Genomic DNA, 16,685 nt, shown 5'->3' with positions numbered 1-16,685 from the left:
TTTCGGAGTTGTTAGGCTAGTCAGGGTTAAATGAGGACACTGGAAAAGCATGAAAATCAAAAGCTATGCAGCATTAGAAGCCGGTAAAGCACTGGAGTTATTCGAGTATGATGCAGGGGATCTGGCTGCAGAAGACGTCGAAGTTGAAGTCGACTACTGTGGCCTGTGTCACTCTGATCTTTCCATGATTGATAACGAATGGGGAGGTTCAACTTACCCTCTGGTGGCCGGACATGAAGTGATTGGGCGCGTTGTGGCAATGGGCTCCAGTGCGCAAAATAAAGGTCTGAGCCTGGGGCAGCGTGTGGGCATCGGCTGGTCGGCGAAAAGCTGCCAGCATTGTGATTCCTGCATCAGCGGCGATCAGGTGAACTGTAGCGCGGGCAAAGTGACGACCATCAATAACCATGGTGGTTTTGCTGAACGGCTGCGTGCTAACTGGCAGTGGGCGATCCCGTTGCCGGAAGGTCTGGACCCGGCAACCGCAGGCCCACTGCTGTGCGGCGGGATCACCGTATTCAAACCGCTATTGATGCATAACATCTCGGCGACCAGCCGCGTGGGTGTGATCGGCATTGGTGGCCTGGGCCACATTGCGATTAAAATTCTGCGCGCGATGGGGGCCGAAGTGACGGCATTCAGTTCTACCGCCGGTAAAACTGACACTATTCTGGCAATGGGTGCTGACCGTGTGGTCAACAGCCGTGATCCTCAGGCGCTGGCTGCACTGGCGGGACAGTTTGATTTGATTATCAGTACGGTGGCCGTTTCTCTCGACTGGCTCCCGTATTTCAACGCTCTGGCTCCACAGGGTAAATTCCATACCGTGGGTGCGGTGATGAAGCCGTTTGACGTGCCTGCTTTTAGCCTGATTGTGGGTGACCACAGCGTTGCGGGCTCTTCAACCGGTTCGCCTGGGCAGCTGCGCTCGTTGCTGAAACTGGCAGCACGTACGGACATTGCTCCAACCGTAGAGTATTTCCCAATGTCGAAAATTAATGACGCATTGGATCATCTGCGGGCAGGTAAAGCACACTACCGTGTAGTATTGAAAGCGGATTTTTAATCAATAGCGCGCGATGACGCGCGCTAAGATTATTGGCCGTTCCAACTGCCGCTCGCGACGACGGGAGCGGCATCATCAACGATAAACAGTACCATGAGTGCATCTCGCTCAGCCGTCACACTATTGAGTGGCGTATGGCTACTGAGTGTGTCCGCTTTATGCAGACGAGAGCCATCCACATTTACCACCCCCTCAAGCACGACTAACCAACTGTTAAGCCCCTTAGCCTCAGGCACGGAAACCGTTTCACCCCGGCCCAGTTTTATATCGTAGATGGCGACATCCTGACGTAAGACAAGGGGAGCATTGCTGCTCTCCGGTCCTGCAAGCAGGGTCCACTGGTTTTCTGCTGTGCTTTCATTGCGTTCCAGCATCTGCACCCGGCTGGTCCCTTCGGCGAGAGAAGGGCGAATGACCGCCTGTAACATTTCTGCCTGATAGAGCGGTGCGGATTCAGTATGGCGAATCTCGCTGGCAGCATTAATCAACAGCGTACGTTTCGCAGAAAGCGTATAGCGTTCCCCACCGGTATGCTGATCGACCACTGATCCGCGCCAGACATAGCTCAGGATCTCATCATTGACCTGAGGATGCTCCTCAATGATTGCCCCGGTTTTCATGCTAATCAGGTCAATGCGCGTAATCGGGGTAAAACCGGATTCCGGCCTCAGGCGACGCACGGTTAATGGGCCATATTCAAACAGCTGGCCGCCATGGGCACGCACGATTTCAGCCATATATCCTCCGCAAGTTGGGGTGTATGGCTTGAGATCATAAAGCAGTGAGGAATTAACAACAGCGGGGAGAATTGTTCAGCTTGTTCACTATTTTTGAATAATATCGGGCTGTCTCCAGCCCGATAGATAAACACCGTTATTTACCTTGTTCGTCGCTTTCGCCGAGGAAAAAATACCACAGCGGGATCGACATCAATCCGGTGAAGACGCCGGTGTAGAGTACAATCATAAAGCCCTGCGTCAGGTACATCCCCACCGTCCAATGGGATAATGTGAGGTGGTACTCATCAATAACGCCACCAATAATGGCATTCCCCATGACGCTGGCAACAATAGCGGCCAGCACGGCCACGGCGTAGAGAAATTTACGCAGCTCTTTGCGCTTGGCTGCAATACGCAGTTGCACTATTGCCAAAGGTGATTGCTGTTCAGGTGCAATGACGGTTTGCGGTTGCGTGACACGCTGTGATGAACGCCAACGTACAATATCCGTCAACACAAAGGCGAGCAGGCTGATTCCCATCACTGGTAAGGCATAGCTCAGGCCCAGAGCCAGCAACAGCACAACGACTTTAGCAGGCAGAGGTGATGCCAACCAGCTAGCTAACAAGGTTTCCACCGGATTTTGCGTGGCAACCACAGGGCGGCGTAACCACCACATGCGGTATCCCATTAGGATCAGGGCACATAATCCCAGGCCGAAGGCCGCAAGGAGTAACTGATTTGGCAGGCCAAACAGGATGCCCATATGTGCATCAACACCCCAGCGTGTCAGTTTTGCCACCAGTGGGAAGTCAGCGAAGCGAACATGATCAACCAGATGAAAGTCATTAGGCGCAATGGATGCAGAATCCACATGGCTCGGCCAGTGGCGATCAACTTCTGTCACGGTCCATGCCTGACCGGCGCTTTTAGGCTGGCGCAACTCGACTTTTGCCGCGTCGATCCCGGCTGCGCGCGCAGCCTGAAGCACCCGTTGCCAGTCGCCATTATCCGCATTAGCCTGGACTACCGGAACCCTGGACGCCGCCATGGGCATTGCCATCCCGGACATATCCATATCTCCCATATCCATGTCAGCCATCGCTGATGGCGCAGCATGATGATCGGCATGGGGATCGTTAACGGCCACGCTCTGCCCATCCAGCGCAGTGCGAACTTGCGGAGTCAGCCAGTTTAAGTCCGCGCGCCAGCGGTCAATATTTCCTCCCGCCCACTGCGACCAGGTGAGCCCGGTAATGGAAAAGAAAATCAGCCCAACAGACAGCACCAGACCCAGCGTAATATGCCAGTGGCGTGCAAAAGAGAACCCCGCACTGGCTTGTGCCGGTTTAGGCTTACGACGGGACGTCAGCCACAAAATACCGCCACCAACGGCTGCGACCCACAGCCATGAAGCAGCCAGTTCACTGTAGTTACGTCCAATATCACCCAGAAGCAGGCCACGATGGAGATCATCCAGCCAGGTACGAATAGGCAGAACGCCGGTGGTACCGTAAACGGGCATATCACCGGTGATACGTAAGGTATAAGGATCTACAAACACCGAGCGTGACTTGGATGCGCCCAAATCCGGTTCGACAAACTGCACTCGCGTGGTGTCATTAGGACCTGGTGCTGGGCGGATCGCGTAGATGCGCTGTTGTTCACCCACCCGGCTGCGTGCAGCCGCAATTTGATCGGCTAAGGGCTTAGCTTCTCCTTCAGACTGAACGGTCAAGGCACTGTGATAAAACCAGTTTTCGAACTGAGGCGTCAGTACATAGAGTGTACCGGTCAGTGCAGCAATGAAGATAAAAGGCGCAATAAACAGGCCGATGTAAAAATGCAAACGGCGCACAAAATTCATGATTGCACTGCGCGGCACAGCAGAAGTTGTTGCGGACATAGTTCCCCACATTGAAATTCAGGCACAGGAGCTTATTCGCACGGGCGAAAAGCGTTGTGTTTGGTATTAACTGGCAATGATGAAAACAGCCTTGGGAGGGCCGCGGGGACGATGCTCGAAATCTGGGTGAACTGCCAGCAGTGGTGTGCTGAGCAGGGGAGGTAGCCAGCGTGCAAGGCAGAGCACCAACCACAGCAAGGGGACAAATGCCCACAGCATCAGCGGCACATGGATCAATAGATCACAATAGCCGCAGACGACACCCATTTCAGCGTGATCTTGCATCTCATGATCGGGCATTGCAGCCATATTCATGCCTGGCATGTCCGCCATTGATGCATTTTCACGGGTGTGCGCGGTGTGCTCCATCAGGGAAGTAGACACCACTGGCGCGATGAACAGCAGCAGCACGGCCAAAATGGCGATGCTGGCGGTGATCTTCTGTTGCAAGCGCGGGATAAACAACTTCATCTGTTCAACGTGCTAACCGGACCAAAAGTGAGGCGGCAGTGTAACGCCTTCAGGATATAAACGTTAAAAAAAGTCGGTCTAAAAGCAAAAAAAGTCGCACCTTTTGCATTTTTGCTTAAAGAGTGCGACGTATTGCACCTATCAGGGTGATTTTATGCTTATCCCATCGCGGCGAAAGTGCGATCAGAAGATTGAACGGCCCAACCGCTCCGCCAGCAGTTCCAGCGCCGCAATACCTGCCAGAGAGTTCCCTGATGTATCCAGGGCGGGTGACCACACCGCAATACTCATCTCCCCTGGGACAATGGCGACAATGCCGCCGCCCACGCCAGACTTCGCTGGCATCCCTACACGCCATGCGAATTCACCTGCACCATCATACATGCCGCTGGTCATCATTAATGCGTTGATCTGGCGTGCCTGACGCGGCGTAATGATACTGGCATCACTACCTGCTATTTTGCCGTGACCAGAGAGATAACTAAAACAACGTGCCAGTTCAACGCAGCTCATGGACAGGGCACAGTAGTGAAAATACGTCTGCATGACGCTGCTGACATCATTGTCAAAATTCCCGAATGCTTTCATCAACCAGGCGATAGCGGCGTTACGTGCAGAGTGGTCGAACTCTGAGCGCGCAACGTCACGATCGTACTGAATATCGTCTTGTTGGCTTAGCTGACGGACAATCTCGAGCATTCTCTGTCGTGGCGCAGTCAGCCGTGATTCCAGCATATCGCAAATCACCAGTGCGCCTGCATTGATGAAGGGATTACGTGGCTTTCCTTTTTCCAGCTCTAACTGTACCAAAGAGTTGAATGGCTGCCCTGAAGGCTCTTTGCCGACACGCTGCCAGATTTCATCATCGTGATAACGTGTCAGGGCAACGGTCAGTGACAAGACTTTTGAAATGGACTGGATGGAAAAACGCCGATCTGCATCGCCAGATTGATACAACGTGCCGTCAGCGGTGCATACAGCTATCGCAAGGTGATCGGTTGAGACTTCAGCCAAAGCAGGAATATAGTCAGCCACTTTTCCTTTACGGGTCAGTGGGCGGACTTCCTCAAGAATGTGATCCAGAAGTGATTGATTGAGCTCAGGCACAACGCCTTCTCCGGTGCGTTTTATCGTTGCCGCGTATCATCAGGGTTGTGTAGCAGCCGGTCAACAGGCAACGTGATAAAGTGTGAATGCTCGCTGCTGGAGTAAACGCACTTTTATCAATTTACCTTTTCTATTACAGAAGTGTTATAAACCCTGTCGCAACGTAAAATCGATTAAATCTCGCTCATTGCCGAAGTTGAGTTTTTTCATGATTTTTCGTTTGTAAGTACTGACGGTTTTATTATTTAAGCCGATGATGTTTGCAATGATTTTATTCTTTTTACCCGAAGCTATCAGATTTAACACCTGCATTTCGCGGTTGCTTAACCTGGAAAGGCAATTATCATCTTCCCTCAATACACGAGGATTCGTGTCAAAGGTATCGGGTGTAGACAGTAACCCGGTCAGAGAAGATACAACTACTGACAGGCATTCAGATTTGTTGATAAAGGCATCGGGGAACAGATGGTGACTACGAGAGATATGCCATGCACTTAAATATGAGGAAAAAATAATCAGCCTGGTTTCTTTGCTTGTCTGCAAGTATTGACCGACCTTAGCAAGTGTAGGTGCTGTTTGTTTTGTCGGGTCAATGATTAAAATATCAGGTTCATTGATAAAAAGAGAATAAATAAAGCTGTCATCAGGCGGGATAGGGTCTGAAACCTCAAATCCCGCGCGGGACAAGGTGTACTCAAGTCCAATAAGGACTAACGGGCAGCAATCCAGAATCATGATTTTTTTCATATTCAACCCTCACTCAGCGACCCCGCATCTTAAAAGAGTGAATGTGTTATCTATACAAGTATGGTCTTGGAAAGGGCATCGTCACACTGATGATCTTACCCTTCTTTCTGGTTTGCTGATGTTAGCTCAGCGATCAAGGGATCAATCTTGTTTATCATGTTCTTTATTTCAGACATATTAAATTGAAAAGCATCTTTTTCGAGCATCTTACAGTATTTTTTCAGGTCATCATTTTTTGCCAGATGTGCTGTACTGATCAGTCGATGTGCAAGGCGTGCGATCTCTTTACGGTCCTCTTGTTCACAGGCCTGACGCAATGCAGCCATATCAGCGTGGTTTATTTCCTGCCACTCTTGATAGTGTTCAGAAATGAGTGTCGAGGGGATAGCAGACGTGTTCTGGTGAGGGGACTGAAAATGGCACTGTAGCCAGACCCTAAGCGCAGCCGCGTTTAACGGTTTGCTCAAGCAATCGTTCATACCGGCCTGCAGGCTCATTTCGACCGTGGCAAAGTCATCACTGGCGCTTAATGCGGTAATAATTAAGGAAGAATCCATCTCAGCCTGCCGAATTTTACGCGCAAGGGCGTATCCATCCATGTTTGGCATCGCTAAGTCGGTGACAATCCCATGAATCACCGATCGGTTCTCCAGCCATACTTTTAATCCCTCCGCACCATCCTGCGCGCTAAGGACCTGACAACCTTGCTGTTGCAACAGGGTTTCTAAAAGCCGCCGGGAAGGCGCGTGGTCATCAACCACTAAAATGGTCACGGGAACGCGAGTTGGGACAGGTGGAGGTATGCATTCCGCCACGGGTGCAATTGGGATCAAGAGAGAGACAATTGTGCCCTGGCCTGCGGGTGTTTCGCATGAGACAGTGCCCGCTATTCCTTTCGCCAGGCGTTTACATTCCTCAACATTCAGGCCCGTTTCCCCCCAGAGTGAACTGGCCCGCGCACTCTCCGCTTTGTCGGCAAAAGTGCCATTGTCCGCGACTTCAAACAACAGACCTGAAGGGGGGCTTTCTGCAACAAAAAGTGTGACCCGGGTACCCTTGCTGTGTTTGATGGCATTAAGGACTAAGCTAAGCAGAATTCGCGTTACGGCGAGTACATTCAAATGATACTCATCTCTCGAGAGGCGATACTGGAAATTGAGGGTGATATTTTGTGCGAGTGCGCGCGAATTCGCCCACGTAACAATGGTTTCCCCTAGCTGCGCTAATACTATTGGCCTGATTTTCCCTGGTAAGTCAGTGTCAGCAAGTGCAATAAAATCGTGCTGAGCTGTAGCGAGAAAAGTGAGCTGCGCGGCTGTCTCCTGCATGGTACTGAGGTTTTCATGGCTTTCTGCTGAAAGGGGCTTTTTGTGCAATTCCAGATCTAATAAACCGCGTAATGCATGCAGATGATTGCCCATTTCATGGTGCATATGCTGCAAAAAAACGCGTTGTGATGTGCTGGGGTGAACCGCCATCTGGGGCGTGTTTGCCGCAGTGATGGAAAGAGAGGCTTTTTTCCTTCTGAGATGTTGCGTTATAGCGCCCAATAGACCTGCCACTAAAGCGGCAGCCAGTATTATCCAACCCAGAGATAATGACTCAGAGGCAGCAGGGGGGGCTGAAGATGTTGAGGCGGGAACACGCCATTTTGCAATCAGATGATTGATCTCTGCTGGCGTGATGGTCGCAAGTGCGACTTTGAGCTTATGCCCGGATATTGATGATTCCGATAGAGGACTGGCAAAAACCAGGTCGGAAGCGGGTAACGCAATACCCATTTTAACATCGCTATATTCCGGCTCGCTGAGTAAATAATTTGCCTGTATCAGAGGCATCAACATGCCACGGATCCGATTGTTTTTTAGCCATGACATTGCCTGTGGAATGGAGTCAGCAAAAACTAACCGCACTGTGGGATGGTGAGTCTCAAGCCAGTTCAATATCGGATCATCTCGCAGGATAGCAATTCTCTCTCCCGGCAGTTGCGAAAAGTTTTGCGGCTGTTGCGTTGTATTCCTGAAGAGCACGACAGATTGACTGGTTAGCCAATGGATGTCTGGCACCAAACTGCGCCCTGTAGTCTCTTCAGGCATTACCCATTTGGCTGGTGGCAGAGCCTCAGGAAAGCGCTGTATTAGCACTGCTAACTCTGCATCGTCATGAGCAGGCATTAACTGGTAATCAATATTGAATTTTCTTTTTATCAAGGCCAGAAGATCAATTAACAATCCTGAGATTTGCTTTTCTTTATTTTCAAAAGTGAGTGGACGTTGGCGTGTGTCGACAATGACCGTGATATTTTGCTGTAACACGTCGGCAGGGGCTTTTTCATCAATGAGTGCCTCAAGGGGGATCCCCCATCCTTGGGCCAGCTGGGTCTTATGAGTCAAAGGCATGGCACTCAACACATCATCGATAAGTTCCAGCAGTTCAGGGTGCTGGCGATTAACAGAAAAATGAAGAGTTGCCGGTTGGGTAGCTGCAGTGAAGAGCGGAAGAGGGGGGAGCGATGCGGTGGAAAGTAAGTAATCAGCAGATATTTTTGTGATCCACACAGCATCTAACTGGCCAAATGAGAGGTCATTTAACGCAGCAGAATAAGATTTCATATAACGAACCGCTACGCCGCTGGGCCAGGAGGCTTTACTCTGTCGCGATACCTCGTTGCCCTCAACGATACCGGTGGTTTTAATTAAATGCCTGTCATTGTGGCGTGCCAATAGCGTCCAGCGATCGTGAAGCCAGGGCCGTGTCAGCAGTGCAGTATCCGTTGATGCATTCTCTGGTTGCCATACAGGAAGCATCATGATCTCGCCTTTCTCCAGGGCAGATAATGCCGTTGCAGCATCGGGATACCCGTAAACCTGAATGGGTAAATCGATGCTTTTTTGCATTAAACCAATCACATCAGCGATGACACCTTGATAAATACCGTTAGAGGCAAGAATTGAGAAAGGAGGATGTACTTCGCCCCAAACCCCTATTTGAAGACTTTTTTGTTGTTGTAGCCAGGCTTTGTTTTTTTCACTTTTAGCGACGGATAGCTCTACAAGCGATATCCGAGGCGTGACCACCAACGGTTGGGCGGTGATTGCGGAGAGGCTCCCTGGTATAAACAGTAGAATCATTAAACAAAGTAGTAAGCGTCGCATATTGCAGTAATTCCTGATGGGACAAGGATGGCTAATTTTGGCTAAAGGTTAAAATATTTATACTGTTGTCATTGTTATGTGGAGCAAGAAAAAACCTGTAACGTGAAATCATAACCTGTATTTGTAGGCAGAAAACTTGATCACGATTAAAAAAATGTGCTTTTCAACCTGTTAATCTTTGAAGTAGGCTTTGGACATTAATAATGTGAGACTATCATTCTGTCCTCAATCATAAACAGGATAAATGAGCAAAGCAGACATATCTTGTTGGAACTACTAACTATTTTTTGTATAACAGCGTTTGTCTTGATTACTTTAATTGATAGTAACAAGAATGTGATCCAAAACAGGAAAAACAGAGATAACACACTGAACAAATGGAAAATAAAATTTTTGTAAACATGTTACGTGTTCATGTGATTAAGTCGGAAAATACCTTTCCATTATGGTTTTGTTGGGGTTTTTTGATTAAGAATAATTTATGCATTAAGGTGTGATTAATTGAGCCAGAAAGAATTTACAAGGCAGATAAATGGTCGTTATCACCCCTGATTACAGGGGGATATGATGAGCAAACCTGATGAGAAGGAAATTAAATGTATAATCAAAACCCAAAAATAAAAGTTGCCATTCTTGACGATCACCCTATTATCCTGCGCTCTTTCGAAGTGGTCGCGGCCAGTTCAGGCGATATTTCAATCGTTGGTAGTTTTACGCACAGCCGGGAGCTGTTAGGCTGGCTGAAAAATAACGATTGTGATGTTCTGATTCTTGACTATATTTTGCACAGTGATGAGCTAGATGGTTTATCGCTGATTAAAAATATTCTGGTCCGCCACCCTCATACAAAAATATTACTCTCGTCTTCCATGGAAAGTATTGCAGTCATTCGCACCGCTTTTATGTTGGGCATCAAGGGGTATATCGGGAAGAGAGAAGAGACAGCAATTTATCTCAATGCTATCCGTGCTATCCACAACGGACAGCGTTACATCCCTCCAGCGATTTCTGCTGAACTTGCGGTGGTGCCGGTACGTAAGCGTGACGAAGCCTTTATGAATGGCCAGGATAACCCTGAACATGCTCGGGATATTTCTGAGTTAGAAAAGTTACTTACGCCACGTGAAGCTGAAGTGATTCACTGTTACCTCGAAGGCATGAGCATTATTGATATCGCGGCAAAAATTAAACGCAGTCGCAAAACGGTCAGTGGACATAAGCAGACAGGAATGAAAAAGCTGGGGCTGTCCAGCGATCTTGAACTGTTTAAGTATCGTAGTGACTTGTTTAAGTAGGCATGCCAGAAAAGCGTGATTACCGTTAAGCGTCTATCCCCCTTTCCTGGCGATGAATGATCTAGTGGAATTCTGGTTCTGGAAAGTGCCCACAGTTTGTCTGATCAGGACTGACACTGTTTTGACAGGTTTGTTGGCGGGTCTCCGCTCGTGGGACCTGTTTTTCCGGTCCCCACGCGGAAGTGCACCCGGTTGATGTAAACAGGATCGCGATCATCAAAATAATGCGCATATCAGCCTCGCTCTTAATGTAAGCCAAAATACGTCGTTGATACGGTTACTCATGATCCGTTTTGAGGCGTATTCGTTTAAGTTTGGTCTCCAGTTTAATGATCGTCAATTAAAAGAGTGCGAACATCAGAGCGACCGGGAAACTCATCGGCCAGGTGGCTCCAACCAGTACACTGCTTAAAATACGCATCCACATTCGATCGCGTGCAATGAAAAAAGTAATTAACATCGCGATTGAACCCATTACGGCATAGAAAATCAACATATGTTGATAAAGAGTCATTTACATTCTCATAACGTTATTGTGGTTGTTAGCGCGGGCACTATGCCGTGTTTTTGTCTGGCTATCAAGTCGCTTTTTTTTTCATCACTCTTGTGCTTTTTGTGCTGGCGATTTCAGCCTGAAATTACGCTTCCATAGCGAAATTTTTTCTTCTATCTCTATGAATAAGTTGGTAAAAATGAGATGGGTCTAAACGTTTTGCTGTGGAGAGGAAGTGATCTTGAGCACCAGGCACTTATTGCTGTTTCTGCTTGAACAAGAAGATCTGCCTTTGTCGGCTGGAATTGATTTATTTGCTGCGGTTATCGGTAAGGCTATATTGCCGCTGCCATCATTGAACCTGTGTTTTATATTTAAAGCCGATGACCAACATTTTGCCTGAGCCTGTTGTCAGGCTGCTAACAGGAGCAGCCTGATACTCTACGTCAGTTTTTTAAATGTGATCGGCGTATGCGTAATTCACCTTGCTGCCAGTCGGTGTTAGCACCGGGCGTACCGTCGACCAGCCGACAAATGGCTTCCTCCATCAGCCGATCAATGCGTTGGCTATAGCTGGTCAATTGCCAGCCGGGTGAGCTAGCTTCTTCAATATCATCAAAACCTACAATCGCAATCGGGGATTCCGGTGCCAACTCTCGTTGGGCAGCCATAGCGCCTAACGCCAGGATATCATTTTCACAAAACAGCGCTTCGATTCTCTGTTCGGCGGGGGTCTGCTGGAGATACTGTTCCATCGCACTCCAGCCGCGCTGACGTTCATAGTTACCGGCTTTGAGTAGAATCTCCAGTTCAACACCAGCCTCGCTCAAACCGGCCTCAAATCCCTCTTTACGCTGTAAATGTGACGTAGGGGTATCTGGCCCCTTCATAAAGCCAAAACGTTTGAACCCTTGCTCCAGCATCAATTCAGCAATCTGTTTACCGGCGCTAAACCCACTGATTGCCACCACATCAATATCCTGCGCATCGGTGTTACGGCAGACCTGTACGAGGGGAATATGGTGCATATCTTCTGCAATGCTGATGAACTCCGCAGACAGAATCGTGCCGAGGAATAAAATGCCGTCTACCTGCAGCTGATCGGCCAGCGACATTACCGAGCGATAATGTGCCTCTGCCGTTATGTTAAGCATCAAAGCCATATACCCACGACTTTGTAACTGCCGCGTTGCCTCATCCAGGATCATCAATGAGTGTGGGTTCTTCAACTCATCAATCACCACGCCAATAATGTTGGTACGCTTTTTTGACAAACTCCGTGCCAGCAGGTTAGGGCGATAATCCAGCTCGCGTGCGACAGCCATAACGCTGTCCCGGGCTTTTTTAGATATCGATGCGCCTGGTGTAAACGCGCGTGAAACTGTCCACTTCGAGACACCGGCCTGCTTTGCAACATCACTGGCAGTGGCTTTATGTCCTTTTGCTGCTGTGTTTTTCATCTACCACCGTCCATATCATAAGGATTTTCAGCATTGAACGTGAAATTCAGCGGAAAAGAAACCTTAAAGCATCATCTTGAGCAATTCAGAGTGATGGCATTGGGTTATTGTGAAGCCGCTGTCCTTATCCACTTGACCGCAAAACTCATCGGCTCGCATAAAGCGGCTGTTATTTTGCCCCTATTAATACAGTGATCCTCAGCGTGCACAGGTCTGAACGCTGCATCTCCTTGTCATTAACCAAAGGTCGTTACTAAAGGGTATTAATCATTAACTATCGTTCAGAATACCCCTACTTTTTTGGCGAAGAAAAACATCAAATTCTTAAGTGTGGTTTTTATCATCATTGCACTCTCATGCAATACCATTGGATGTTTCTTAAAAATAAAATGATTAAAAATCATGTATTTATTGTTTTTCAATGTGGGTGATGTTGCTTAAATCACGATCATTGTTACCTGTTTACACATTTACTAACATAATCACAGGGCCAGAGTAAGCAAAAACAACTGGACAATTTATGTGATGAGTTTCAAATTAACCCTATGAATTAACTTTAGAAATTCTACACATTTGTGACGAATAAAAGTCTGTAAGACTGCTTATCTGGCTTCACTTCGCCACAGACGTGTGAGGGTCAAACGTACTTAACTTTTTCCCGTTAAGTCGTACTCAATAAACGTGTCCGATTCTGATACAGGGAAGAGGAGAAGGATCCGGGCATCAGGTTATTTTTATCATTATGCCGCCACTCAGGAGGTCAATCATAAACCACAACGAGATGCCAGACCTGCCGCACCAGGTCTGGCATAACGCCTTTCTTCTTTTCGCCCAATCCCTTTTCTCAAGACGAAAAAAAACGGCACCCGTCAGGGCACCGTTCTCTCTATGACAAATTACTGGTGATCGCGTGGTGAAGGTGCGATTGGCAGATCAATTTTGAAGATTTTCACCGGGTATTCAACCGTTGAAGGTTTGCCGCCGGTGGTTGCTGGCGTGCGGTTAATCTGTCCTGCTGGCATCCACAGTGCGCCTTTGCTTACCCACATTGCATCAATCCACACCAGACGTGGATCAGAAATCACGGTGCTGACTTTGCCTTCCGGCGTGATGCGCATAACTGAACGCGTGTTCAGCTGTGACATGTAAACATTGCCGTCAGAGTCGATAGCCGTGCCGCCCGTGGTCCAGGTATCCAGTACTTTATGCACGTGCTTAGCCACTTCTTTTTCTGACAGTTTCGCGTCATCAATATAGCGGGTTTCGATACGTGCTAACGGGCCTGGAATAGCCTGGAACAACAGCCATTTACCATCAGGCGAGACTTCCAGCTGATCGGCACCTACGCGCTTCTCTTTGCCATTCGGCAGGTAAAGCTTTTTGCCATCGGCATACAGTGGCAGATGGTCGATGGCCAGTGGATGATTGTCCAGCACGCGGTGTGCGTCGCCGGTTTTCATATTCAGGATGACAAAACCAGGGGCACCTGGATCGGAAATATAAGCGAAGTCACCGTTGAAACGTACATCATCCAGGTAGCTGGTTGGCTTCAGGATCGGTGGCTTAATCACCCAGGTCTGCACGACTTTACGGGTATTGGCGTCGATCTTAACCAGTTTAGCGCCGCCGACAACGGCCTGTGCGCCAGTACCAATACCGGTGTTACCTGCATCCATCGCGTACAGGAAACCATCTGGTCCAAAGCGGGTGGCGTTGACGTGCAAGAAGTGATGCTCAGGATCTTTGGCATCCCAGTGGTTCCACTCTGCATCTGGCACCGGAGTCAGTTGGGCATTTTTACCCACTTCAGCCAGTTGCAACCCAGGCCCTTCGGTCTGGGTGAAAGAAGCAAAGATACGGCCATCCTGGCTCACGGTGACACCGTTCCAGATATGGTTAGAGGTCGCCATTTCCTGTAAACGGCTGTCCTCTTTGGTCGGCAATTTTGCCGGAAGGACATCTTTTGCAAAAGCGTGCTGGCACAGTAAACCGATAGCTAACGCCGGTAAAGTTTTCTTAAAAAATGATCGCATGTAATAACTCCTGTTTTTTTGCGTTGCAATTAGGGCGAAATTTCCTCAAGGCGGCGGTTAAGCGTTCTTGGCCCAAAGATACCTATAGTGAAAACGACGATCGCCATGGCGAAAGAGATCAAAAGGAACACTCCATTGACGCCTGCTTCATGCAGGATCCAGGAGATAGTAAAGCCGGATAACATGCCGCTAATGCGACTGACGGAGTAGACCATCCCAATCGCTTTCGCGCGGAAGCGGGTTGGGAACAACTCAGCCTGATAAGTACGGTATGAAAACGTCATGCAGGTACTGGCGAGGGACAACAGTAGACCCAGAACAACCAGCATCGCGGCCTGCGACTGCCAGGAGAACACGGTGCCAACAATGGCGATGGCAAGAGCTGAACCGCTGACCAACCACTTACGTTCAATTTTGTCGGCAAACATCATCGCGATCAGCGGGCCCAGTGGGCTAGCAAAAGCGATGACAAACGAATAGAGCAGGCTATGCGTGAAGTTCACACCTTTCATTGCCAGCAGCGTCGGGATCCAGCTAGCAAAGCCGTAATAACCAATCGACTGGAAGAAGTTGAAGACCAGCAGCATGATGGTGCGACGGCGGTAAGGCGCACGCCACATCTCATTTTTGACACCCGGTTTGGTCACTTCAACGGGAATGATGTCACTGGCCAGCACTTCTGGCAGTGGTTCACCCGTAGACTTCATCACTTTTGCTTCCAGGCGGCGTACTACGTCTTCGGCTTCTTTGTAGCGCTCTTTCTGCACCAGCCAGCGTGGACTTTCTGGCAGGCCCATACGGATCAGCCAGACCACAACGGCACCAACACAGCCAAACAGCACAACCCAACGCCAGCCCGTCAGCCCCATCGGCGCGAGGGGAACCAACTGCCAGGAAAGGAATGCAATAGTAGGAATGGAGGTGTACTGGATAGCCTGTACAAACGCGTAGGAACGGCCACGCAGGCGTGCCGGGATAAACTCCGACACGTAGGCGTCAATCGTCACCAACTCGGCACCGACACCAATTCCCGAAATGACGCGCCAGAATACAATGGCGTAGGGATCGTGCTGGAATGCCATAATGCCGCTGGCGATGGCATAAACCAGCAGGGCAATGACAAAGACTTTACGGCGACCGATTCGATCGGCAAGGTTGGCAATCAGTAAGGTGCCGACAAAGACCCCAAGGAACATGGCGGCAACAAAGGCCCCCAGACTGGTCAGGTCAAAAAAGCTTTGGCTCTGGTGACTAAAAATTCCCTCACGTACCATGCCCGGTCCGACATAGGCGGTCAGGAAAACATCATACAACTCAAACCAGCCTCCCAACGCCAGGGCGCAAATGATCAACCACACTGGGCGGGCAGAAGGTAAGCGTTCGAGCCGTGCGGAAAGATGAGCGCCGAAGGTACGGCGCTCCTCTGACGACATGTTCTCACGCCAACTCATTGGAGGGGGTAATGACGTGCTCACAGTTTTTTTTAACATCGTAGGGTACTCCAATGGTCTTTTATGGTTATTGGCATGGAACTACGGTTTTACAGCGGGCAGCCTTTTGCACGCAGAATGGAGTTAAAACGCTCAGGATCTGCGGTTCCAGACTGGTTGCTGGCGCGAATTTTCTCTTCGCGCTGTGCGTGTTGCTGTACGCGCGGCAGCACGGTGTCGAGCTGATCCTGAGGAATCACAATCACGCCATCGGCATCGGCCACAATCAGGTCGCCAGGGGCAACGATCATGCCTGCGCAGCTAATGGTGGTGTTGACTTCACCTGGGCCATCTTTTGACGGGCCGCGCAGGGTGTTACCTACTGCCCAGCAAGAGATGCCGCCTTCTGCCCATTCGTTCAGGTCACGAACGGCACCATTCACCACGAAACCGGCGATTTTTTTGGTCTGGGCGGAGGTACGCATCAGGCCGCCGATCAGCGCTTGAGTCAGGTCACCCGAACCATCAATAACGATGACATCGCCTGGCTGAGCCAACTCGATGGCTTTGTGGATCATCAGGTTATCGCCTGGGCGTACTTTCACGGTCAGGGCTGGGCCGCACAGCACCAGCTCAGGATCGTTGTGATACGGCTTCAGGCCTAAAGCGGCGTTGCTACGCCCCATGCAGTCGCCAATGTTGGCAGCCGGAAGTTTGCGGAAGGCTTCAATGATGGCGGTATCGATTTTCGCGCCGCGTTCACCGATGAAATAGCCTGCTGGCCAGTCGCTACGATTTGACAT

14 protein-coding genes are annotated in these 16,685 nt (G+C 49.5%); 3 read left to right on the top strand and 11 right to left on the bottom strand.

Annotated elements, in window-relative coordinates:
• The first annotated feature begins 49 nt into the window (after nt 1-49).
• Complete coding sequence (gene ahr / locus F3J40_RS19500; RefSeq protein WP_017348731.1) at nt 50-1,066, top strand: NADPH-dependent aldehyde reductase Ahr; 1,017 nt, start codon at nt 50-52, stop codon at nt 1,064-1,066.
• Between the two features lie 29 nt (nt 1,067-1,095).
• Here the strand turns inward: ahr and F3J40_RS19495 are convergent, their stop codons facing one another.
• The 6 genes from F3J40_RS19495 to F3J40_RS19470 all read right to left on the bottom strand — a co-directional run bounded on the left by F3J40_RS19495 (nt 1,096) and on the right by F3J40_RS19470 (nt 9,171).
• On the bottom strand, nt 1,096-1,803 hold the full coding sequence (locus F3J40_RS19495; protein WP_167017281.1) for a pirin family protein: 708 nt from the start codon (nt 1,801-1,803) through the stop codon (nt 1,096-1,098).
• 136 nt (nt 1,804-1,939) lie between these two features.
• Nucleotides 1,940-3,691 (bottom strand): DUF2534 family protein, encoded by a 1,752-nt coding sequence (locus F3J40_RS19490; protein WP_167017279.1) that lies wholly within the window; start codon nt 3,689-3,691, stop codon nt 1,940-1,942.
• 66 nt (nt 3,692-3,757) lie between these two features.
• On the bottom strand, nt 3,758-4,162 hold the full coding sequence (locus F3J40_RS19485; protein WP_167017277.1) for a DUF2946 domain-containing protein: 405 nt from the start codon (nt 4,160-4,162) through the stop codon (nt 3,758-3,760).
• Between the two features lie 183 nt (nt 4,163-4,345).
• Nucleotides 4,346-5,269 (bottom strand): glutaminase B, encoded by a 924-nt coding sequence (gene glsB, locus F3J40_RS19480; RefSeq protein WP_167017275.1) that lies wholly within the window; start codon nt 5,267-5,269, stop codon nt 4,346-4,348.
• 144 nt (nt 5,270-5,413) lie between these two features.
• Nucleotides 5,414-6,016 (bottom strand): helix-turn-helix transcriptional regulator, encoded by a 603-nt coding sequence (locus F3J40_RS19475; RefSeq protein WP_167017273.1) that lies wholly within the window; start codon nt 6,014-6,016, stop codon nt 5,414-5,416.
• 95 nt (nt 6,017-6,111) lie between these two features.
• Complete coding sequence (locus F3J40_RS19470; protein WP_167017271.1) at nt 6,112-9,171, bottom strand: response regulator; 3,060 nt, start codon at nt 9,169-9,171, stop codon at nt 6,112-6,114.
• 596 nt (nt 9,172-9,767) lie between these two features.
• On the opposite strand from F3J40_RS19470, the gene F3J40_RS19465 reads away from it, so the two are divergent.
• Nucleotides 9,768-10,466 (top strand): response regulator, encoded by a 699-nt coding sequence (locus F3J40_RS19465; RefSeq protein WP_167017269.1) that lies wholly within the window; start codon nt 9,768-9,770, stop codon nt 10,464-10,466.
• 340 nt (nt 10,467-10,806) lie between these two features.
• Here F3J40_RS19465 and F3J40_RS19460 read toward each other — a convergent pair whose 3' ends face one another.
• The gene (locus F3J40_RS19460; RefSeq protein ID WP_017348739.1) at nt 10,807-10,980 is read right to left on the bottom strand and encodes a GhoT/OrtT family toxin; all 174 of its coding nucleotides are present in this window, start codon (nt 10,978-10,980) and stop codon (nt 10,807-10,809) included.
• A 220-nt stretch (nt 10,981-11,200) separates the two neighbouring features.
• Here F3J40_RS19460 and F3J40_RS19455 point away from each other — a divergent pair, with 220 nt between their 5' ends.
• Complete coding sequence (locus tag F3J40_RS19455) at nt 11,201-11,362, top strand: hypothetical protein (RefSeq protein WP_167017267.1); 162 nt, start codon at nt 11,201-11,203, stop codon at nt 11,360-11,362.
• Nucleotides 11,363-11,405: 43 nt separating this feature from the next.
• Here F3J40_RS19455 and F3J40_RS19450 read toward each other — a convergent pair whose 3' ends face one another.
• From F3J40_RS19450 to F3J40_RS19435, 4 genes are all read right to left on the bottom strand, one after another.
• The gene (locus tag F3J40_RS19450) at nt 11,406-12,419 is read right to left on the bottom strand and encodes a LacI family DNA-binding transcriptional regulator (protein WP_167017265.1); all 1,014 of its coding nucleotides are present in this window, start codon (nt 12,417-12,419) and stop codon (nt 11,406-11,408) included.
• A gap of 896 nt (nt 12,420-13,315) precedes the next feature.
• Nucleotides 13,316-14,452 carry an SMP-30/gluconolactonase/LRE family protein gene (locus tag F3J40_RS19445; RefSeq protein WP_167017263.1) on the bottom strand — a complete coding sequence of 379 codons (1,137 nt, stop codon included), beginning with the start codon at nt 14,450-14,452 and terminating at the stop codon, nt 13,316-13,318.
• Nucleotides 14,453-14,481: 29 nt separating this feature from the next.
• On the bottom strand, nt 14,482-15,885 hold the full coding sequence (locus F3J40_RS19440; RefSeq protein WP_167017261.1) for an MFS transporter: 1,404 nt from the start codon (nt 15,883-15,885) through the stop codon (nt 14,482-14,484).
• A gap of 107 nt (nt 15,886-15,992) precedes the next feature.
• On the bottom strand, nt 15,993-16,685 hold the full coding sequence (locus tag F3J40_RS19435; protein WP_205297456.1) for an RraA family protein: 693 nt from the start codon (nt 16,683-16,685) through the stop codon (nt 15,993-15,995).

Origin of the sequence: Candidatus Pantoea multigeneris (assembly GCF_011752615.1) — a bacterium.
GTDB lineage: Bacteria > Pseudomonadota > Gammaproteobacteria > Enterobacterales > Enterobacteriaceae > Pantoea > Pantoea multigeneris.
This window is presented reverse-complemented; position numbering and strand designations above follow the sequence as displayed.